We start from the raw sequence: 22,471 nt of genomic DNA on the forward strand, positions 1-22,471 counted from the left end.
TTAAACTTCTCCTCAAATAGAGTTTTCTACTTTATCATCAAGATTTATTTCATAAGTTTTTTTAGTTTGCGCTTCTTGTCAAATGATATCTTCATTTTTTAAATATTCGTTTGATTTTTTTGTTGGTGTTTTTTTGTGGGCTACTTTTAAAAACTCCATCGCTTTGTCTGCGGTTTTAATATTTCGTTCATTCATAGTAGAGGCAATTTTAAATAAATAATTACCGACTATATCTTTATTATTTTTATAATACGAAAACTCTAGCAAACAATTAATTACACCGTTTCTAAGCTTATACTTTTCTAATAAAGTTTTTATAACAGTTTCATCATTAGATGAAATTATTTTTTCATCTCCAAACAACAATCTTAAATAATCATAAGGTTCAATAGTTTCCATTTCCTTAATTTTTTTATTAGTTTGTAATTCAATATTATCGCTTGGTACAAACAATTCACTATTATTTTTAGCTAGGTAAAGTTTAGAAATCTCTTCATAAAAATCCGACAAACTAAAATCCATGATCTCTTCATTGTAAATTTTTTTTATTGTAGTTATGATTTCAGAAATTGTTATATTATAGGCAACATAAACATCTTCAATAGACCTTTGCTTTTCGACATCTGTAGGAGATATAAAAATTTTATTCTTTTTCATTTCTTTAATAATATTTTCGTAGTTAAAACCTTTTAATAAAACATTTGATTTTCTTGGTTTAACTTTAATTTTACTAAATGAAAGATAGTTAGACTCCTCAGTAAACTCTGAAAATACCTCTAAAAACTTTGACGATTTATTTTCATAGCCGCTTTCAGTTAAAGGATCACCTTCATCTCTGAATATATATCTCGCAATCTCATAGTTTTTTTCCCCAATTTTGATAAGTAGTGCGTTATTAAATAACCTGTTTTGAAAAAAATCTTTTGCATCTAAAGGTGAATAAATATTAAAACAAGCTAGGTTTTTTTGCTTATTGTATAAAGTTTCAATTAGGCCAGTAGCTTCCAATTTCTTTATTTGCTTATTTAATTTTTCACTTGTAGTTTCGCAAAGCTTCAATAGTCTTTCCTCTTCTAATAAAACAGATTTAAAGTCTCGATTAATTTCTGCTTCATGAATTAGCAACTTATAGAGAGCCATACTATTTAACCCAATTATTGGTTGGTAAAGATAAGAGAGTATTTTATCATCAGAAGAATCTATTCGGTTTTTTAGTGTAATTTTATATTTATAATCTTTCATAGCTTTCTCCTCATTCATTGATATTCTTATAATAAAATCAAATTTCCTTATTATGAATCATTTTGATAAACTTTAATAAAAAATATAATATTTGTGGGAAAGACAAACAAAAATACACCAAGGCGTATTTGTTTCTTAAAGTTTTCCACATATTAAATCATTAATTGACATACTTTACAAAAATATGTACCTCTACCGTTTACTTTAATTTTTTCTATTGTAGAACCACAGATATAGCAAGGTTTATTTTTTCGCGTATGTACTTTTAGTTCATTTTGAAATTTACCGTCGATGCCGTCTTCCATTTGATAAGAATCTATTGTAGAACCACCCAGCTCGATTGCTTTAGTTAATATTTCCTTTGATGCAACCAATATATCCTCATAGTTATTTGCCTTTAAACTTGTTGCTCGATTTAGAGGATGTATTTTAGCTTTAAAAAGTATTTCGTCTGCATAAATATTACCTATCCCTGATAACTTTGTCTGATCCAATAATGCTGTTTTTATAAACTTATTTGATTTTCCAATAGTTTTGACTAAAAAATTCGCGTCCACTTTTGGATTAAATGGTTCGGGACCAACATTACTAATGGGTTTTAATTCCTTATAACTTTCTTTAAGTTGATAATGAAATGTTCCAAATTTTCTTGTATCAAAATAAGCCATTTTTTTTCCACTTTCCAATTCGAAAATGGCTTCCAAATGTTTATTATAATTTACTTCATCATCGTAAATAAATCATTTACCTTCCATTCGAAGATGACTTATCAAAACCATGTCCCCTAAATGAAATATAATATGTTTAGCAATCCTTGACACATCTTCTATCACTCTATTTTTTATATCGACTTCAAAAGCAGATAAAGAAATATCTGTTTTTAATAAATTGGGGTATAAAATTTTTGCATTTACTATTTTTTCGCCTTTAACTTTTTGTCTTAACAATCTTACTACAGTTTCGACTTCTGGTAACTCTGGCATAATACCCTCCTTTTATTTAAGCTCGTATCAATTGTTTCCTATCGAGCAATTAACATCTAGTGGTACAAGTGATATTCTTTTGTGATTTGCTAATTCTAATATATTATTGTAAGCTTCCTTCATATTTCGAATTACAATCTGATTCACGGTATCAATTGTTTCTTCTCTTGCTAGAATGATTATCTCATCATGAATTTGAGCAACCATTTTGGCATCTACATCAAGTCCATTAAGATCATTAAAAACACCAATCATCGCCATCTTCAGAATATCAGCGGCTGTACCTTGTATTGGAGCATTAATAGCTGCTCTCTTCCCGAATTCTCTAATCATATGATTAGAATTTTTAAGTTCTAAAATATATCTTCTTCTATTAGCCATTGTTTTTACATAACCATGCTCCAAAGCAAACTCTAAAGTATTTTTTTTGAAATTATCGACTTCAGAAAAAGATTCGTTATACTTTTGAATATATTCTTTTGCGTCTTTCAAAGGTATTTTAAGGTCTTTAGAGAGACCATAATCAGTCAAACCGTAAAGGATACCAAAATTGAAAACTTTTGCTACTCTTCGCTGGTCCGCAGTTACTTTATCATCGTCATTTATATTAAAAATGTTTTTAGCTGCCAATTCGTGAATATCTAAGTTATTCGCATATGCTTTTATAAGTGTTGGTTCATTAGCGACATCTGCAAGTACTCTCAACTCTATTTGTGAATAGTCGTAACTTATGTACTTATATCCTGGTTTGCAAATGAATATTTTTCTTACATTCTTTTGTTCTTCATCACGGATTGAGATATTTTGAAGATTTGGATCAGAAGAACTTAATCGACCTGTGTTTGTCAGTGTTTGATTGAATATTGTATGTACTTTATTGTTTTCGTGTACAAACTTTTCGAACCCCTTAAGGTAGGTTGAATATAATTTTGAGTACTTCCTATATATTAATATTTTCTCAACGACCGGATGTTCATTTATAAGGTCAGTTAAGGCCTCTTTATCAGTACTTCCCTTATTTGAGTTTCTTATTTTCATTTTATCGAATAAGACTTCTTTCAACTGTTTAGGACTAGCTAAGTTAAAGTCTTCGCTAATATAATCTTTAAGTTCTTCTTTCACTTCTGCTTCAATTTTATTTAAAAGCAAAAGAACTTCTTCTGTTTGTTTTTTCAACTCTTCACGGTCGATTAAAACACCCTCTTGTTCCATAGATAGCAATACTTTAGAAAATGGTAATTCAATATTTTCATATAAACGCAATTGTTCAAGATCTTCTAGAGTATGTAAAATATTATTTTCGGTTGCTTTTATGTGTGATGCTTTTGTTACTAAATATTTTGCTTTAATATCTTTATCTATGTTTTTACTTCGCTTGACACCTTTACCAAAAATTTCATCACTAGATTCAATTTGGATTTCCGGATTAATCGTCATAAGGTGAGATTCAAAGTTAGATTTTACATTGGGATTTAAAACATAGCAAGCCAGCATCATATCATAGATAAAGTTATCTACTGGTGCATCATAACCAAGGCTATTTAAAACATAAATTGTCTTTTTTATATCATATGTTTTAAATTTATTTTTTTTCAAAAAACTTCTGAAGTCTTCGTCATACTTATCTTCTTGTCAATTGAATATGTTTATTTCCTCAGATTCACCAAAAATGTAAAAAAAGTTTCCTTTTGAATTCACTATACCCATTCCAATAACCTCAGAATTATGATAATTTTGATCAAGAGTTTCTAAATAAATATAATTTATTGCATCACTATAACTAGGATTTCATTTTGTTAATATTTGATATTTTAAGACTTCAGGATTCTTAACTTCTTCACTACAAAGTTTTTTAATCAAAGAGTTCATTTCATATTTTATGAAAAAGGCTCTAAGATTATCGAAATCTATATCTGTTTTTCTAATATGAAAGTTATTTAATTCAATATCTAACTTGATAGTCGCTATTTCTTTTGATAAATACGCATCTTCTTTACCTTCTAATAATTTTGCTTGTTTACTTCCTTTGATATCATCGATATTTTGATAAATGTCATCTAAATTTTTATATGTTTGTAAAAGCTCCTTAGCAGTTTTTTCTCCTATGCCAAGAACACCTTTTATATTATCAGAACTATCCCCTCTAAGTCCTTTATAATCGGTAACTTGTTGTGGGTAGATCCCTCACTTTTCAACTAATTTCTCTTGGTCATATACATAAAGACTACTAGTACCAGTTTTAGGCGACAACACAAAAACATTATCACCTATTAATTGATACATATCTTGATCATTAGACAATATGTGTACTATATAATTTTCATCATTTTTTAATTTATTTGAAATTGTCCCAATTATATCGTCGGCTTCGTAATTATCTAATTCAAATCAATCAATTTTAGCTTCAGTTAAAAACTCTCTAACTATCGGGAATTGTGCAACCAATTCGGGAGGTGTTTTTTGTCTACCTGCTTTATATGTTTCTAGCTTTTCATGCCTAAAGGTTTTTTTTCCTTTATCAAAAGCAACTTTTATATCAAAATATTGATGTTCTGCAGCAATGTTACATATCATATTAATAAAAGAGTAAGCAGCATTAGTTGGAATACCTGCTTTTGTACTCAATGGTGTTCTACCATACTGACTATAAAATGCTCTAAATATTAGAGCATTTCCATCGACTAATAAAATTTTTTTCTTCATAATTATCCACCGTTCATTTTAATAATAGCAAAAAAGTAAAACCCTATGTGTAGTAAAAGTTAATTTAGAAAATTTTAATCAAATCCTGAAATACAGCACTAGACTTGTTATTAAAAAACTGGGTCTTGATTCTTAATATAACGGTTTGTCCTTCTTTGATTTTTCCTTTTAAAGTTTCGAAACTAGAAGCAAATATGGTCAATAACATCTCTGATGATTCATCTTCAATATTAACAAAACACATTTCATTTCCATTTTTATCTTTTTTTGTAATCATTTTACCCAGAATAACTAGGGTTTCACAAACGACAGGAGTACCCCTTAGCGAACTAAGAAGTCGAAGTTTTTCTTTATTTTTTAACTTGTTGCGCAAGATAGAAAGAGGATGTGAAGAAATGTAAAAACCTAGGTACTCTTTTTCATATGAGATTATCTCTTCTGGATTATCTTTTCTTTTTTCAATATCTAAGGTTATACTAGGGTCTCCTAACTCTCCGTATACATCACTCAAATTTAAAATCATTTCTTTTTGAGATATTAAGTCTTTACGAGAGTACCCATAAGTGTCAAAAGCCCCAGAGTACACAAGAGCGTTATACTTTTGATCTCCAATTGCATTATATTTTTTCAAATAAGAGAGTAAAGATATTAAACTATCAAAAGCATTCTTACTTTCGGTGTATATTTTTTTTAAATTACGCATAAATTCAGGTCCAATGTGTTTTATTACTGATAACGGCATCATAACTTTGTTGTCTTTAAAATAATAAACACTATTTGGATTTTTAATATTGGGATGCGAAACAAAAAATCCTGAGGCTTTTAATTCATTTATATATTGGAAAGTCTTTATCTCATTTCTAATAACTCCGTTAAGCAAAGCGCAATAAAATTCGGCTTTGTAGTGAGTTTTTAGGTATGCCATTCAATAACTAATTTTTGCATATGCTACCGCGTGAGACTTATTGAAACCATACTCAGCAAATTTTTCAATATAATTTCAAAGTTCAATTGCTTTTTCCATGGAGTAATTATTATTAACTGCTTTTTCTATGAATTCATTTTTAAAAGCATCCATTAACTTTTGATCTTTTTTGCTCATTGCTCGTCGAATTATATCTGCTTTACTCAAACTCAAATTAGCCACTTTTTTCAATATTTGCATAACTTGTTCTTGATATACAATTATTCCATAAGTGCTTTCTAGTATTTGTTTTAAACTTTCTTCAATAATATAATTATTTTCTATGTTGTTTTTTCTTTTTATGAAAGTTGGAATGTTCTCTTGTGGACCGGGTCTAAATAATGCACTAGTTAAAGCGATATCATCAATAGAGTTTACTTTCATTTTTTTTAAAACATCCGTCATTCCTTCAGACTCAAGTTGGAATATCCCGCTAGTATCCCCTCCTCTTAGAAGCGCAAAAGTTTCTAAGTCGTTTTCTGGTATTTTATTCAATTCAATAACTTTGTTTTTAGATTCTCTGATATTTTTTAAAACTTCTTGAATAATCGACAAGTTTCTTAAACCTAAGATATCAGTTTTAATTAATCCGATTTCCTCTAAATAACTCATTGAGTACTGAGTTTGTGTTATTCCGTTCATTCCCAACTTCGTCGGCACAACCTCATGTAATTTAGTATCAGAAAACACAACTCCAGCAGCGTGTGTACCAGTTTGCCTTGGCAGTCCTATAATATTACTAACGACTTCAAAGATGTGTGGGTATTTTTCTTTATACTTTCTAAGTGTTTCCGAACTATCTAATGCCAATTGTAAATCTTTAACATTCCTGTCACTTATTTGCTTTGTCATTTGAGAGACCTCTTCAATAGGCAAGTTGAAAACCCTTCCACAATCTCTAATGGCATTTTTTATTCCTATTGTTTGAAAAGTTACTATTGTTGAGAAATGGTCTTTTCCATATTTTTCAAATAAATAATCCAGGACTTCTTCTCTTCTGTCATCTTGGAAATCTATATCAATATCTGGAAGAGTTATCCTTTCAATATTTAAAAAACGTTCAAATAGCAAACCCCATTTCAAAGGATCCAAATCTGTGATACCTAATAAAAAAGCAACTAAGCTACCTGCAGCAGAACCTCTACCGGGTCCTACTAATATATTTTTTCTTTTAGCTTCAGCGACAAAGTCAGCGACAATTAAAAAATAATCTGCGAAGCCCATTTTTTTTATGACTTCAAGTTCCATATCAAGCCTATCGATATAAATATTTTTAAAGTCTATTTGTTGTTGATAATTTTCGAAAGCTTCTTCACATATTAATCTAAGATAATTATCAGAAGGTATTTTTTTAGAATTTGGGTAACTTAAAAAATGTTTCCTATTGTCATTACTTACATGATTTTCTACTTGATTAACAATTTTTTCTAAGCTACTCAAATGTTTTTTTATGTCAATGAAGTTTGCAATGCTTTCCTGTTTTAAATAAAATGTTTTTTTAATATTTTTTACATCAGTTAATAGCTCACCAGATGCAATTGCCTTTAATGACAAAAAGGTTTGGTATTCAGAATCATACAAGAAGTTCACCTCTTGTGCGAAAATAACATTTTCCTCATTTTTTAAAAAATGGTGGTTAGAACTATCCACACCAAAAAATAAAGATTCGTTACCAAAATGATTTTTTAATTTATTTATATAGTTATCAATAAATTCGACCGTTGGCACAAAAACTACAACTACATTATTTTTTAAAGTTTGAAAAAACTTTTTCTCAGTTTGATCAATGTCTAACTTATCAAAACTTTGCAGGTAAGAAGAAAAGGTAGAAATACTTTTATAACCTTCGTTGTTTTTTGCATAAACGATGATTTGACCAAAAGAAATTGTAAAGCTAACTCCTATTATTGGTTTTATGTTATTAGCTCTACATTGTTCTTCGAACTCAGGAATACCATACATAACATTATAATCTGCTAAGAAACCAAAATTAAAATTTTGGTTCTTCAAAAATTCGACGTAGTCATGGGGTCTTATGGTTGACTCTAAAAAATTGTAACAACTTTGAATATTTAATAAATTTAAATAACCCACCCTTAAGACACCTCTTTAATTTGATTTTACACAAATTTTTATAAAAAAAATCAATTAATGTTTGTTACCATCAATTGATTTAATGTTTTTGTGTTTTTCTACTTTCTGTAATTATTTCGTAGGCATTGTTGATTTTAGTCATCTCCGCTTGTGCTTCAATGTCGTTGGGATTCTTATCTGGATGATATTTGTTTGCTAGTTCACGATATTTTTTTTTGATTTCTGCATCAGAAGCTTTTCTTGTTAATCCAAAAACAGCGTAAGCTTCGTCGATCAATGATGTACTACCTGTATGGTGTGAACTATTTGAACTTCTCGAACCCCTGTTAGATCATTCTTCTTGATTTTGAAAACCTTCGTCGAAGTTATTATGTCCTTCACTATTTTTTCTGTATTTTTGTTCTCTTCGTGCTGATCCATTAAAAATAAGGTTCACAATTCAAAAAATGAAAACGTAATACAAAATTCTCATAATAAATCTAATTAAGTCATCCATAAAAATACTCCCTTTAAACTCATTCTACACCTTTTCAATAACTAATCAAGTAATCATACCTACAATAATAAGCAATATAACTATATAAGAAATAACTTTAAATATTCATACATTTGCCTTTTTTTTAATCTTGGAAGGGTTGATTTCGATTTTCTTGTGTTTTACATCTTTTTCTTTAACTTCTGTAATTGTTATGGAATCATCTCGATATTCTTCAATAGTAAACTCTGGGTCGTATCCAACAGTCTCACTATTAATAACGTTTCCATTGAACACCCCGAACTTATTCTCACCCTTAATTTTCTTTTCTTTGATTTTGTTCAACTTTTTCAATCATTTCACCATCCTTAAAATAAAAAGATTTAATAAATTTGCTAATAGTATATTCAATTAGTTCATCTAATAATATATCTTTTTCCTGTTCTCTTGCAATGTATGCTTTTGGTTTTGTAACAGGTTTATTAGGGACGTACATTGAACAAACATCATCGAAAGGTAAAATTGATGTTTCATAAGTACCGATTTTTTTTGCAAGATGTATTATTTCTTCTTTATCAAATGTTAGTAAGGGTCTCAATATAGTTAAATTTGAGGTCTCGTTAATTGTGTTGATGGACTCGATAGTTTGTGAAGCAACCTGACCAAGATTGTCCCCTGTTATAATAGCTTTGGCCTTAATTTGAGTTGCTAACTTATTTGCAATTCGAACAAAAACTCTTCTCATTATAGTTATCCTATAAGATTCATCTTTTATATGCATTAGCTCGCGTAAAATTATTGAAAAATCGCAAACATACAACATAAAACTAGAGTGGTTAAAAGTTTGAAGCTTTTTTGCGAGTGTAAACACTTTCTCTAAAGCTTCAACAGATGTATGAGGGGGTGTCATAAAGTGTAGAAAATCTACAACCATACCTCTTTTCATAACCAAATAGCTTGCTACTGGTGAATCTATTCCGCCACTTAATAATGATATTGCTTTTCCACTAATCCCAACTGGTAGTCCTTTTATACCATTTTGTCTAGAAGTAAATATATAAATACCGTCTTGTTTTATAATAACAGTTATTTTTAAATCAGGATTATGAACATCGACTTTCAAACCCGCACAATTTTTTAAAATATTAGCCGCAATTTTTAGTTTCATTTCTGTTGAGCCAAGTTCAAAGAACTTATCTTTTCGATCAACTTCTACCTTGAATGTGCCCTTATTGAATGATTGAGCAACTTTTAAAGTATATTCTAAGACCTTGTTAACATCTCTTTCTACGATTTCAGCAACTGATATTGAATAAATTCCAAATACTTTTGTCAAAGACTCACAAATAGTTTCTACAAAGCTATCGTCATTTACTTTTATTGTTAAACTGTTGTGGTCTTTTTTGTATTCTAAGATGTCTTTATATGGTTTTAATTTAAATTTAATATTTTGAATTAGCTTATTTATGAATATATTTTTGTTATTCCCCTTTAAAGTTAACTCTCCATATCTTACAAGTATATTTTTCATTTTATCTCCTTGCAACTTTGATTTTTCCTAAAATATTTAAGGAGTAACCAAGTAGTTGTTCTAACTCTCTATTATGGAATAACATTTCGCATTCTTTAATAACTTTATCAATCTTTTTGTCTAACCCAACAAATCTTTCTAAATAAATTATTATTTCTTGAGAAATAAAATCTAAAAATATAGTGTCGTTTATTGAAGAAGCAATTTCTCACGCCTTACCAAGTTGTAAATTTATATAATTATTTACTCTCTCTTTTTCCTCAACTGTTTTTATCTTCAAGAGATTTTCTTTTGTTAGATATTCTATTTCTTTGTATAGTTGATTGATTGGCTCTGTAAACTTATTAAGTTCCATTATAGATTTATATTGATTTATTTTAACTTCACATTGACTTAGTATTGATTGCATAAATATGACTTGGTTGTAAACTGAATCGATGTTAGTATTTTGTTTTTCTGCATCTTTAGCTGATTTTTCAAGTTTTTCTATATCTTTTAATGCTTGTTGCATTACATCTAGTAAACTATCTTTAATTTCTAAAAAATCAACAGCGCGCCCATCATTTTTTGCAACATCAAGTTTAGAAAAAATTAAGTCACTTTTTTCTTTTGTTTTGATGAACTGTGCTCTAGTTTCTTCGAAATCTAACTTTTCTTTTGATTGTGTTTTAGATGAAATATTGACATTTTTGAATGCTTTTTCGATTGCTCTTGATGCTTTATTAATAAGTTCAAAATTCTCTCTTATATTTTCCGCATTTTCCTCGAAGAATCGTTTCAAATCATCTTCGTACTCCACAGATATTCTAAATTCTTCAACATAATTAAAAGCTTTGTTAAGATTCTTAATAGCTTTTTTATATAAAAGTCTCTTAATATTTTTGTTTATTTTTATTCTTAGAGCATCAACACTAGCCTCTAGTTTTGCATAATTTTCAGCATTTTTGTTTGACTTACGATAATTATTACCAAAAGTAATATGTTTATTTTTTAACTCTAACATCATTTCTGGTATTACAGTAGTTATTGTTGATAAAATATATGGTATTACATCTAATAGTTCAATCAAAAATATTAATGCGGATTCGATTTTATAAAGACAATCTCAACTTTTTTTATAGTCTCCATCATCTATACAAATATAAAAATTTTGAAATAGTTGCTCAATCTTACTTAAAGTTTCGTTCAACATTTCTTTTTCTAGATCTATATCAGAAAATTGTAGGATTATTAGCTCTTCTTTCAATTTAGTAAATAACTCTCTTTGAAATGCCAATGAATCTCTCTGAATATATTCAATTTCAATAGCATCTCTTGTTTCAATGAATAATTCGTGTATTGTTTTATTAATAAATTCTAATTTTTCGCAAATATAACTAAACTTTTTAAAATTTTTCAATAAAGGTCTAGTGTTTTTTTTATCCTTAATCAACTCACCAAAAGCTTTTAAAGTTTTTTGAAGTTCTTTTTCATATATTAACTCGAATTTTGTTCTCCAAATCATGAATTCACTTTCGAAATTCCCTGTTTCTTCAAATATAATAGATATTCGACGCAAGTTTAGTTTTAAAGGTGATTTCTTAATATCATCGACAAGGTCAAGAGTTTTAGCGATGGTTTGCATAATTTTTTTATAAATAAATAAGAATATCATTACAAGATTAACAATTATAAACGCTAAAAAAAACACAGATAAACACACTATGTTAGGTAAGTTGCCTTGCAAATTATTTAAGTCTCAACCCAAAAACATTAAACTACCTCCTTAAAATCAAATTAATTATAGCACATTGAAAAATAGAGATATTATTTTCGATTTATTCTCCCTTATATTAAAAAAATGAGATATAATAATTTTTGGTTAATCTGCAAATAAGCATATTAAAGTTCTTAGTCTATGAAATCACGATTTTATAAATGTAACCCTTGCAGATAAGGGCGAATCATTGACTTCCTTTAATGGAGCTTATCTTTACAAAGGTTTTCCATAATATATAAATAAAGAAAGGGACAAATAATGTCAAGATATACAGGATCAATATTCAAAAAATCAAGAAGATACGGTTTTTCAATTCTTGAAACTGGGAAAGAGTTCTCAAAAGGTAAGAAAAGAGCTACAGCACCAGGTCAACACGGAGGAAGAAGAACTAAGTTGTCTGGTTATGGACAACAAATGCAAGAAAAACAAAAAGTAAAATTCATGTATGGTTTAACTGAAAGACAATTTAGAAATACATATGCTAAAGCTAAAAAAATAAGTGGTATTACCGGTACAAATTTCTTACAAATGTTAGAATCAAGGTTAGATAATATTGTTTATAGAATGGGATTGTCATTAACTAGACAAGGGGCTAGACAACTAGTAACTCACGGTCATATTTTAGTAAATAATAAGAAGTTAGATATTCCTTCATATATTGTTAAACCAGGAGAAATCATTTCATTAAAAGATAAAATGCAAAAGAATGATAAAATTGTCGAGGCGCTTGCAAGTAATGTTGCAACTGTGGACTTCGTTAAATTTGACAAAACAAAAATGTCAGGTACTTTTGTAAGACTTCCAGAGCGAAATGAACTAAACCAAGAAATAAATGAATCACTAATTGTTGAATGATACAATAGGTTAATTAAATAGTAATAAGTTGCTTAAATTTGTTACTAAGTAAATTATAAAAAACGCCAAATATATTTGGCGTTTTTTAATTTAACTAGGGTTTTTTAGATGAGTTCCTAAAGTCGTTTTTTTTGATAGTTGTAGATGAATCAAAGTACTAATTTTCTTCATAATTTACGTACAAAAAATACAGATACTTTGTCTTTTACTCCGACTAGTATCGCTGATTTACCTTTCTTACGTAACCCAATCTTCAGGCTTTTTTTCGCAAATTTTACTACGTTAGCACCCTTTTCATAACTACTTCCTTCTTTATCATTGAATTTACTTACTAAAAAACTTGTGTTCAAAATACCGGGTGTTATGACTTTTACTCTGACATTTGACTTACTTCTTTTTAATTCGTAATCTAATGCAACACTCATACTATATACATAGCTTTTGGTAGCATAGTATGTTGCAAAATAAGGACCAGGAGTATGTCACGCAATAATAGATCCAATGTTCAGAATTATTCCCCTATCATTTTCTTTAAATTTTTTTACAAAAAACCTAGTTAAGTATTGTAAAGAGTAAATATTCAGAGATAGCATTTGCTCATCTTTTTCAAAACTTCCTTCCAAGAAGTTTCCAGATTTACCAACTCCAGCGTTATTGATTAAAACTGTGATGTTTTTATTTTTCACATTTTCGCATAATATCTCGTTGTTTTCTCATTTAGATAAGTCTAAATTGTAGGTTACTATTTCTTGATTAGGAAAAGATGTCTTCAAATCATTAAGACTATCAGTATTTCGTGATACGCAAACTAAGTTATAACCAATCTTCAAAAGTTCTTTACAATATTCTAAACCAAGACCCCTGCTTGCGCCTGTTACTAAGGCATATTCGTTACTAAAGTCTTTTTTATTTTTTTTCATTGTCTTTTCCTGTTCTATCGAATAGGGTTTTTCTATTTAGATAAATATAATTAATAGCTGATACTATCGATAAAATTGTTGCGATATACATTGGTATCATAAGAAGTTGATTTATTCATCCAAACTCATCAAACTTTCCAGTACCCATGCGAACTCCATCAAACATTTTATAACCTACAAAAAAGAGTGAAGATAAAGAAATCATTTCTACTGCGGCTTTATATTTTCCTAATTTATTAGCAGCCATAACATAGTTAGAACTAGCTAATATTTGTCTAACAACATCAATTATAAAATCTCTAGCAATAAGGATAATTACCATTCAAATAGGTAAGATCGATGCACAAGCAAAAACTATAAGCACAGAGTTTGTAAGTAACTTATCGGCAATTGTGTCAAAAAATTTCCCAAAGTTTGTTACTTGTTTATATTTTCTTGCTATATATCCATCAAGTGCATCAGTAAGACTAGCGATTATGAATAACACTCCTGCTATCAAATATGCATAAGGTAACTTATAATTTCCTAATTGTATATAATTACTAAAAACATTGTAGAATGGTGTTGTGTTTTCAAATGAAGTAAGTAACATCAATGTTATTATTATCGGTATCAAACAAATCCTGATCATTGTAATTCTATTTGCTCAATTCATTTTTAATTCCTCGTTTCATTGTTTACTTTAATATTATAATATATAAAAGTAACCATAGTCTTTTTATTATGGGTTTTGAAAGTTGTGACCAGAAATGACAAATATATTATCAGAGAAAATCTATTTAGCACTAGATGAGAGTGGTAAGCTTAATAAAAACGATGTCGGAAACTATTTTGTTGTAGGTGGGTTCATTTATACAGATAAAGAGTTTGTGAAATCAAAGATTAAGAAAGCAGAAAGTGAGATACGGCAAAAATATAATATACCTAAGGAGTTCGAAATTAAAGGCAATAAACTTGAAGAAATGGCAACCATAGAATTAATCAATAAAGTGTTTAATGAAGTGGGTGACGCAATAAAGCCAATATTCTCAGTTGTGTCGAGAAACGAATTAAATGAGCATTTTACAGTTAGTGAAATGTTGGCATACGATTTTTTTGTAAACAACATTATTCACTTTTTCTCAAAGTATTATAATTTTGAAAGTTACTGTCGAGACATTTTTATTTTAATGGATGAACGTAACTTAAAAAAAACAGACCTAAATCAGTTAGAAAACTTACTGAAAACTAATTTCATTGAAAAACCATTCAATATCACCACATATTATTTATCGAGTAAACTAACTGATGTTGTACGTTTTGCTGATATCTTAGATCATGTAGTTTATACGTATTATAATAACCCTGATTCACCAAAGAATGAGTTGTATCAAAAAAACATAAATAAAGATATACTAAATAAGCTGAGCTTAGGAACCATTTATTACCCATTCAAAAAGTCTTATTTTAAATCTCTAAATCAAATGAAGGCAAAATCTAAAAAATAAAAAAGTTGCTTTATAATAGCAACTTTTTTCTATACTTTAATCTTTATCGGGAGTGTATAATGAACATCTTAATAAATTACTATATATGTCGACATTAACCAACATTCCAACAACGTAAGAATTTAGTTTTGAAAGTCTCACAACATCATGAATCCACCCGTATTCTTCACATAAACTATCAATAATAACGAAATAGTCTAAGTTTAATATCTCATTGTGTTTATTTAAGATTTTTTTAGAATAATTCTCAATTAATTTCAAATCTTCTGTTTTTGTGATTTTACAGGTGGAGCGTATTATGCTATCTAAGTGCGCACTACGTTTTAATCTATTTGGTAAATTCTCATATTTGGTCAACAAACTTAGAGCAACTGAGTGAATTTTTCTGACAATAAATTTTTCATTAATATCATATGGCTTGCGCAAATCTAAGGGAGTTTTTAAATATTCAATTTCTTTTAAAACTTTACTAACAGTTTCAAATGAGTTGGAAGCTGATGTTAATAGTATTTCGTTTTTTGCAAAGATTTTTACATCAAACCCATCATTTGTAAGTTGTTGTTGATTTAATTGTCTCAACTCATATATTTTTGAAATAATTTCTTGCAAACAATCTTCCAATTGTTTGCTATCGATAGATTCATTTGATAAATCCTCTATCTTTTTAGTATCTATATCTATCTTTTGGGAGTATATTTTGTGTTTATGAAAACACTCATTATTATAATAATTCGCAATATCTTCAATAGTTTGCTTAATAATTTTTTGAATATTCATCAAATACCTCATTAATGTAACTTGATGCTGAAATAACGTCGTTTACCTTTTTTAACAAAGATAAAGTTATCAATTAAAACATGTGAATCATCAATTACATCGCTTTCTTTAAAATTATTAATTATTCCTATAGTTATGGCATTATTAGAAATAAGTTCTCTAGCTTCACGTTTTGAAGTTGCTATTTGACTTTCAACTAAAAAATCAATGATGTTAAGACCTTTATTTATTTCTTTAAATGGCAGCGATCTAGAAAGCTGTCGCAATTCACTATCACCCAATTTATTTATATCACCTTTAAATAATGTTTCAGTTATTTTTAAAGCTTTTTCTAAACCTTTTTCGCCGTGCACTAGTAAAGTAACTTCTTCTGCTAGTTTTTTTTGTGCTAATCTTTTATGAGGTTCTTTATTATGGTCGTTCATGATAGTATTTATTGTTTCTGTTGATAAAATTGTTAGATAATTTAATAATGTTGCACAATCATCATCATCCTGATTTATAAAAAATTGATAAAACTCATATTCACTAGTTTTATTCGGGTCTAATCAAATAGCTCCAGATTCGGTTTTACCGAACTTGACACCATCTTTTTTTGTTAAAAGGTTCATAGTAATTCCACAGGCTTTTGAGTTCTCTTTACCGATTTTTGATGCTATATAGTCAATACCGCTAGTAATGTTACCTCATTGGTCAGAACCACCGATTTGAACTCAACATGTTTCATTTTGATACAAATTGTAAAAATCATATCCTTGTAACATCGTATAAGAGAATTCGGTAATACTTAAACCTTTTTCGATTCTTGAAGAGATATTTTCTTTAGCCAAAAGATAAGCTAGATTAAAATCTTTTCCAATATCTCTTAAAAAATCTATTAGCGATAACTTAGATAATCAATCATAATTATCAATCACTTTTATCTCAGGTATAAATGTTTCCAACTGCTTTTTTATCATTAAGCTATTTTTCTTAACTTCTTCTAGTTCCAAAAGATTTCGTTCGCTATTTTTGAAGCTTGGGTCCCCAATCATTCCGGTTCCCCCACCAATAATAGCTAATGGAGTGAAACCAAAATCTTTGAATCTTTTTAAGTTCAATATTTGAATCAGGTGACCAATATGTAATGAATCGGCCGTTGGGTCAAAACCACAATAAACACCAGCGCCTGACAGTTGGGCTGTTTTAATCTTTTCTGGATTCGTTGATTGTTTTAACATTTTTCTAGTTTCTAACTCATCTAATATGAATTTCATATTATTTGTCCTCACTTACTATTTTGTTTTTCTGTGAATCATCAAGTTCAAAAACGTCTTCACTCATACTTGAGGATACATCTTTCACTTGTGAGTATACATCACTTGCCTTATCAAGGACATTGACACTTATAACTGCCAAATCCTTTGCAATTAACTTAACATTTTGTGACTTCGAAACTTCTTGACCAATTTTTAAAGATACTAAACCGATTTTTCTTAAAGCTTTATAAGCAAGTTCTTTTGTTTCGGCAGCGTCTAATTCGTCACTTGCTTGTTTAACTTGATCTAATTTCAACTCTATATTAGCGATAACTTCGTCACTCTCATTACCTTGTGATTGTTCTCAAGCTTCTTCAATTGTTGCTATGAACTTTTTAATTTGAGGTCGATATTTTTTTAAGTAGTTTACAAAATCAGCTCTAATTTCAACGCCCCTTTTGGGCGCTAACATCATTCCTAAAAAAAATCAGCCTGTAAGCTTTATTAATTTAAACATAGTAACCCCCAATTAATCCTTAGAGTTGGCAAAATCTCTAAGCTTATCTACCATTTTATAAACGATATCTTTGTTTTTAGTTGCCACTTTAACTCAAGACTTTACATTTCTTTTAGCGAACGCATCGAATATATCAACATAATTAGTTACACGAGCAATTGTATCTACTGTTGCATTCAACATTTCTGATTTGTAAGTAAGATCTTCGAAGAAATAGTCAACTTTTTTTGCTGCTACCCCGACCCTTCTCATAGTAACGATTGTATACAAAGTTAAAAAGATAGCAAAAACTAGTAGAACTATAATTAAAATAGTTTTTGTTCCGTCTAGTGTATCGCTTGCTAATAATAGTGTTAATGTCATATCCTAATTCTCCCTAATAAATCAATCTCATTATACAATATAATATAGTGTGTAACGTTTAGAAATGAAAAACAACAATAAACTTTTTAGATAAGTTATATCGTTGTTAATCTTCTATACCGCTCTTAAATTTTTTTACTTCTTCTTCTCAGTTAGCCTGTCTTTTTCTTTCTTCTAAACTGGCGTTTTTATCAGGCATAACCTTATCAGAGTCATCAACATGATTACCTCAATTAAATTCGCTTTTTCCAAGCTTCACATTTTCTCTCCAGTTTATTATTTTCTGAGCACGTTCTGTTTCAGCATTATATGCATCATTGTATATTTGTTTTCTTCTTTCTTGTAATGACATTTCTGGGGTATACTTTGAAGCAACGGTTTTAATATTATCGTGGATTTCTTTTAATTTAGAGACATAATTTTCTTTTAATTCTAATGTTTTTTCTATATCGGAGTTACTAAATGAGCCTTTTTCCAGCATATTGTTTAATTTTTTAGAAGTCTTAGTCACAAGTTTAGTTAATTTATAACCTTCTTTAATTAGTTTTTTCTCTTCTTTTTGAACAAACTTATCTTTTTGTCTTATTTCGTATCTTATGTCAGATATAGTTTTTTCAATCTCTTTGATTTCTTCATCCGAGAAAGGCATATTTTTTTCTTTTCTAGGTTTAAATACTTGTTCGTTCAGCTCGGGCGCTTGGTCTGTCGATATTCTTTTAGGAATAATAATGTCTCCTTGAACCTTAGACTTTACAAGTTCATCAGATTTCTTTAGTTCTTCCACTCTTTTTTTAGAATCCAAAAGAGCTTTTGCTTCTAATTCTTTTGCAAACTCATCTACAAAATCCTCGGTTACAGTATCTTCGTTTGTAACACCGAAAATATATTCCAACAACTTATCCTTTTTTTTCATTTTTGTCACCCTTACTTTTACCTTGATGGTTTATTTTTTAATAATTATTTTTTTAGCACCTGCTTGAGAAGTTTTTTTTGTTTTTTCAGCTCCCCTGACCATAATATTTTTACTAATATCAATTTTCTTTGTGCCTTTTTCTTTTTTTAAATCTGCAACCAAAGATTCAATATCTTTTAATTTATCTGATAAATAAGATTCCCTCTCTTTATTGGTTTTGAATGTCTTATTTTCTATCTCTGCTATTAAATTCTCGACATTGTTTTCTGCAATATGTATATTTATTTCTTTAAAGTTTTCAAGTTCTTTCTTGATTTTTTCTTCTAGATTCAAAATTGTTTTTGATTTAGGTTTTGCACTTTTAAGAAGTTCTTCTCTTTTACTTTCTGATTTTTTAAATAATTCATTCGTTTTTCAAATAGTTTTATTTTCTTTGATACCAGCTTTTCTTTTTTCTTCTGCTTCTTTAAACAATCGCATTTTTCTTTGAATCTCATTTTCTTGTATGTGCTTTGTGAAGTTTTTTTCATGAAACTCTTGCGCTCTTTTGGCGTATGTTTTTGTGCTATCTGATTTTGATAAGTCCGTATAAAGGTTGGCATCAACACCACCAGTTCTCTTTAATTCTTCAATCTTTTGTAATTTTGCTATTACAGGGTCTTTTTCAATTATCTCTTTTTGTAAGTCATTTGTTTTTTTTCTAGCACCACTTATTATGCTCCCTAGTGGGCTATTATTTAAGGGTTTATTAATTGAAATTCTTTTCTTAATTTCATCAAGTTTAGTAGAGGTATCCTTGTTGTCATTTACCTCGCTTACACTAAAGTCATTTTCCTTTTCTTTTGGTTTCACACTATCAGAGAACTCCGGTTCGATGTTCAATAATGGGTCGTCATTAAATGACCAATGATTGGGTACGCGTGACTCTTCTTGGTTTGCATACTCACTTTTGTTTGGTTTTTTTCTTTTACTAAATAACCCCATAATTGACCCCCTTTGCTCTTACTAATAATATTTTATACTTTTTATTCTGCTTGATTCCATATTTTGCCTTCCGAATTTAGCCTGATTCTTATTATTTATTTTAACAATATCTCCTGTAAAATAAATTTTATTTTTCGTGATAGCTTCACCAACTCCGTAAATATCAACTGGTGTTTTTAAATCTTCAAAGTATTTAATTTTTTTCTCATCAAAACCTGACGAAACTATTATCTTTACATGACCAAATCCTTCAAGATCTAACTTCTGTCTCAATAATTTGACCAAAGTGGGGTTAACACCATGTAATTCATTATCTTTTTCTACTAAATCTTTTAAAGACTCATCAACAAGTGATTGCGAAGTATCAAGACGTACAGCATACAAACTATTGCCAAACTCTTTAGCGACAGCTAAACTATCATTTATACAATCATTATTGTAATCAACTAGGGCTACTAAATTATTATTTGGAAACATCTCCTTATAAGCCTTGGTAGCTTCAATTATATCACCGTCAAAAGCAGCGATAAGGGCATGCGGCATAGTACCACTTAAGTTATATTCTATTTGCAAATATTCAAAGCTTGCTGGAGAGACCAAGGATTTAATGCCACCAACGAAGGACGAATAACCATCAACTTGTTGATTAGAATAGTAATCCATACGATCGTTCATATTAAGTATTTTTTTACCGTTCGATACTTTAGTAAGATTGCGTGCATTTGTTGCTATTGTAGTACATCTTGACAAAATGCCGTCAAATAATCCTTCGTAAATAGCAAACTTCTCGTAATTCCCCGTAATTTTTAGAACGGGTTCATTAGCATTTACTATATCTCCATCTGAAAGTCCTTCAACAATTAAATCTTTATGACCACTTAATCTTAATATTTCTTTTATAATTTCGATTCCGCATAAGACTACATCATTTCGTCTTTGAAATCACTGCATTGAAACAGTTTGGTCGGGTTTATACTTCTTTAAAATCAACTTAGTTTTTTTGAAATAGTCAGCGATATAATAATCTTCAAAAATTCTTAGGTCTATATTAAATTTATTTTTCACCAAAAACACCTTCAAACTTTTGACCAATATAACTGTCTGGAAGATTTAATTCTATGATTCCGCTTGCGTTTGGGTCACTATCAATATTCAATTCTTTTGCAGAGCAAAGCATACCAAATGAGTCATAACCTTTTAATTTACCATGACCTATCCTTATACCATTTGGCATCCATGACCCTTCGGTCGCTAAAACTGTGACTAAGTCTTTTCTTACATTTTTAGCACCACAAACTATCTGGATTGACTGTCCATCAAGTATTACTTCACATAGAGACAAGTGAGTCCCTTCGATTTTTTCACATTTTGTTACTTTGGTAATAACAAATTGCTTATGAAAATCAACTTCCTTGAAATATCCAGAAACTTCTTTCTTTACATAATTTTCATAGTTTTCATTTTGTAAAAAATTATTTTTTGTTTTATCAATATTTGGATTAAAAATATTAAATCCAACAATTTCATTATTTGAGTATAAAATTACTAAATTATTTTTAACTTTTAAAAAATCGATTTTTTTGTTTTCTATAGTTACCAATAAAACGTCGAAAGCATCGCAATATCTAATAAATCATTTCATTTTTACTCTCCTATAACCCTTGGATTATCTTCAAAACAATTATATAATAAATAATGTCTTTTACATAACTAAGCGCGTAAATGCTTCCAAAAAGTGTCTAAGCAAATATCTTGCACCCTTAATGGGTCATTGCTTTAAATAAGCAATTTTAAAAATAAAAGGGAGAAATTATATGAAAATAGCATTAATAATTGATTCTGCTTCAGGAATCAAAAATACTCAAGATTACAAAGATCTTTATCTTGTTCCATTAATGATAACAAAAGAAAACGGGGAACAAGTTGCAGATGATGAAAATTTATCTTTTGATGACTTTTATCAACTATTTGATTCTGAGTTATTAAAAACTTCACAATCAATTCCTGGAGAGATGATGAAAAAATGAGATGAACTTTTAGAGTCTTACGACCAAGTGATTTGCTTATTGATATCAAAAGGATTATCAGGCCAATTTAATACTTGTTACATGATGGCTCAAGATGAGCCTTACAAAGGTAAAGTGTTCGTGGTGGATACTAATGGTGTAGCAATATTACTAAAAAAACAAGTCTCAGAAACGCTTGAGTATATAAAACAAGGAAAAACAGGAGAAGAAATAACTAGACTTATTGAAGAATCAAACCAAGATTTTACTTGTTTTATAATACCAAAATCTTTAAAACAACTTGTAAGAGGTGGAAGAATTAGCAAGAGTGCAGCTAGTTTAGCTAAAATTTTGAAAATAACACCGATTCTAAAATATGACGGAACAATTGACAAAGAAGGAAAGACTAGAACTTTTAAGAAAGCCATTGAACAGTCTTTAGAATTGTTGGAAAAGAAATGCAAAGATGGAGATAAAATCTTGGATATTGCATATTCAAGATCAGAAGATGAAACAATAACTCTTGTAAAAAAATCTATAGAAGAAAAAGGTTTTAAAATTAATGTGACACAAGAGATGCCAAACACAATAACTTGCCATACAGGTAGAGAAACATTTGCCTTAGCTGTATGAAAGAAATAGTTTATAATAATAAGAGAT

General features: G+C 28.9%; 21 protein-coding genes. 3 read left to right on the forward strand and 18 right to left on the reverse strand.

Annotated elements, in window-relative coordinates:
- The 8 genes from SAPIS_RS04380 to SAPIS_RS04415 form a co-directional block, all read right to left on the reverse strand.
- A complete protein-coding gene (locus tag SAPIS_RS04380) occupies positions 1–1,242 on the reverse strand; it encodes a DnaD domain protein (RefSeq protein WP_023790047.1) in 1,242 nt (413 codons plus the stop codon).
- Positions 1,243–1,394: 152 nt separating this feature from the next.
- A complete protein-coding gene (gene mutM / locus SAPIS_RS04385) occupies positions 1,395–2,225 on the reverse strand; it encodes a DNA-formamidopyrimidine glycosylase (protein ID WP_023790049.1) in 831 nt (276 codons plus the stop codon).
- A gap of 12 nt (positions 2,226–2,237) precedes the next feature.
- Positions 2,238–4,928 (reverse strand): DNA polymerase I, encoded by a 2,691-nt coding sequence (polA, locus tag SAPIS_RS04390; RefSeq protein WP_023790051.1) that lies wholly within the window; start codon positions 4,926–4,928, stop codon positions 2,238–2,240.
- A 64-nt stretch (positions 4,929–4,992) separates the two neighbouring features.
- Positions 4,993–7,986 carry a DNA polymerase III subunit alpha gene (dnaE, locus tag SAPIS_RS04395; RefSeq protein WP_023790053.1) on the reverse strand — a complete coding sequence of 998 codons (2,994 nt, stop codon included), beginning with the start codon at positions 7,984–7,986 and terminating at the stop codon, positions 4,993–4,995.
- Positions 7,987–8,065: 79 nt separating this feature from the next.
- Entirely contained in the window at positions 8,066–8,482 is a 417-nt protein-coding gene (locus SAPIS_RS04400; RefSeq protein WP_023790055.1) for a DnaJ domain-containing protein, read from the reverse strand.
- Positions 8,483–8,506: 24 nt separating this feature from the next.
- Entirely contained in the window at positions 8,507–8,815 is a 309-nt protein-coding gene (locus SAPIS_RS04405) for a hypothetical protein (protein WP_041612625.1), read from the reverse strand.
- A complete protein-coding gene (gene thiI / locus SAPIS_RS04410; RefSeq protein ID WP_023790058.1) occupies positions 8,778–9,992 on the reverse strand; it encodes a tRNA uracil 4-sulfurtransferase ThiI in 1,215 nt (404 codons plus the stop codon). The genes SAPIS_RS04405 and thiI overlap by 38 nt, the downstream gene beginning before the upstream one ends.
- 1 nt (position 9,993) lies before the next feature.
- On the reverse strand, positions 9,994–11,745 hold the full coding sequence (locus SAPIS_RS04415) for a hypothetical protein (protein WP_023790060.1): 1,752 nt from the start codon (positions 11,743–11,745) through the stop codon (positions 9,994–9,996).
- A 264-nt stretch (positions 11,746–12,009) separates the two neighbouring features.
- Between SAPIS_RS04415 and rpsD the strand changes: the two genes are divergently transcribed.
- The gene (rpsD, locus tag SAPIS_RS04420) at positions 12,010–12,627 is read left to right on the forward strand and encodes a 30S ribosomal protein S4 (RefSeq protein ID WP_023790062.1); all 618 of its coding nucleotides are present in this window, start codon (positions 12,010–12,012) and stop codon (positions 12,625–12,627) included.
- A 95-nt stretch (positions 12,628–12,722) separates the two neighbouring features.
- Here rpsD and SAPIS_RS04425 read toward each other — a convergent pair whose 3' ends face one another.
- Entirely contained in the window at positions 12,723–13,526 is an 804-nt protein-coding gene (locus tag SAPIS_RS04425) for an SDR family NAD(P)-dependent oxidoreductase (protein WP_023790064.1), read from the reverse strand.
- Positions 13,513–14,181, reverse strand: coding sequence for a CDP-diacylglycerol--glycerol-3-phosphate 3-phosphatidyltransferase (gene pgsA, locus SAPIS_RS04430; RefSeq protein ID WP_023790066.1), 669 nt, complete (start codon positions 14,179–14,181; stop codon positions 13,513–13,515). The genes SAPIS_RS04425 and pgsA overlap by 14 nt, the downstream gene beginning before the upstream one ends.
- A gap of 94 nt (positions 14,182–14,275) precedes the next feature.
- Between pgsA and SAPIS_RS04435 the strand changes: the two genes are divergently transcribed.
- Positions 14,276–15,013, forward strand: coding sequence for a DUF3800 domain-containing protein (locus SAPIS_RS04435; RefSeq protein WP_023790068.1), 738 nt, complete (start codon positions 14,276–14,278; stop codon positions 15,011–15,013).
- Positions 15,014–15,049: 36 nt separating this feature from the next.
- On the opposite strand, the gene SAPIS_RS04440 is transcribed toward SAPIS_RS04435, so the two are convergent.
- The 8 genes from SAPIS_RS04440 to ytpR all read right to left on the reverse strand — a co-directional run bounded on the left by SAPIS_RS04440 (position 15,050) and on the right by ytpR (position 21,447).
- The gene (locus SAPIS_RS04440) at positions 15,050–15,790 is read right to left on the reverse strand and encodes a hypothetical protein (protein WP_023790070.1); all 741 of its coding nucleotides are present in this window, start codon (positions 15,788–15,790) and stop codon (positions 15,050–15,052) included.
- Between the two features lie 11 nt (positions 15,791–15,801).
- A complete protein-coding gene (tyrS, locus tag SAPIS_RS04445; protein WP_023790072.1) occupies positions 15,802–17,046 on the reverse strand; it encodes a tyrosine--tRNA ligase in 1,245 nt (414 codons plus the stop codon).
- A 1-nt stretch (position 17,047) separates the two neighbouring features.
- Positions 17,048–17,545: a hypothetical protein gene (locus tag SAPIS_RS04450; protein ID WP_023790074.1), complete on the reverse strand. Its 498-nt coding sequence runs from the start codon at positions 17,543–17,545 to the stop codon at positions 17,048–17,050.
- A 12-nt stretch (positions 17,546–17,557) separates the two neighbouring features.
- A complete protein-coding gene (locus tag SAPIS_RS04455; protein WP_023790076.1) occupies positions 17,558–17,908 on the reverse strand; it encodes a hypothetical protein in 351 nt (116 codons plus the stop codon).
- 106 nt (positions 17,909–18,014) lie between these two features.
- Positions 18,015–18,821, reverse strand: a complete 807-nt coding sequence (locus SAPIS_RS04460) for a hypothetical protein (RefSeq protein WP_023790078.1) — start codon at positions 18,819–18,821, stop codon at positions 18,015–18,017.
- Positions 18,822–18,851: 30 nt separating this feature from the next.
- Positions 18,852–19,805 (reverse strand): hypothetical protein, encoded by a 954-nt coding sequence (locus SAPIS_RS04465; protein WP_023790080.1) that lies wholly within the window; start codon positions 19,803–19,805, stop codon positions 18,852–18,854.
- A gap of 21 nt (positions 19,806–19,826) precedes the next feature.
- The gene (locus SAPIS_RS04470) at positions 19,827–20,870 is read right to left on the reverse strand and encodes a nicotinate phosphoribosyltransferase (RefSeq protein WP_023790082.1); all 1,044 of its coding nucleotides are present in this window, start codon (positions 20,868–20,870) and stop codon (positions 19,827–19,829) included.
- A complete protein-coding gene (gene ytpR, locus SAPIS_RS04475; protein ID WP_023790084.1) occupies positions 20,860–21,447 on the reverse strand; it encodes a YtpR family tRNA-binding protein in 588 nt (195 codons plus the stop codon). Before ytpR ends, SAPIS_RS04470 begins: the two co-directional genes overlap by 11 nt.
- Before the next feature lie 172 nt (positions 21,448–21,619).
- On the opposite strand from ytpR, the gene SAPIS_RS04480 reads away from it, so the two are divergent.
- Entirely contained in the window at positions 21,620–22,453 is an 834-nt protein-coding gene (locus SAPIS_RS04480; RefSeq protein WP_023790086.1) for a DegV family protein, read from the forward strand.
- Positions 22,454–22,471: the final 18 nt, after the last annotated feature.

Source organism: Spiroplasma apis B31, from assembly GCF_000500935.1.
GTDB classification, from domain to species: domain Bacteria; phylum Bacillota_I; class Bacilli_A; order Mycoplasmatales; family Mycoplasmataceae; genus Spiroplasma_A; species Spiroplasma_A apis.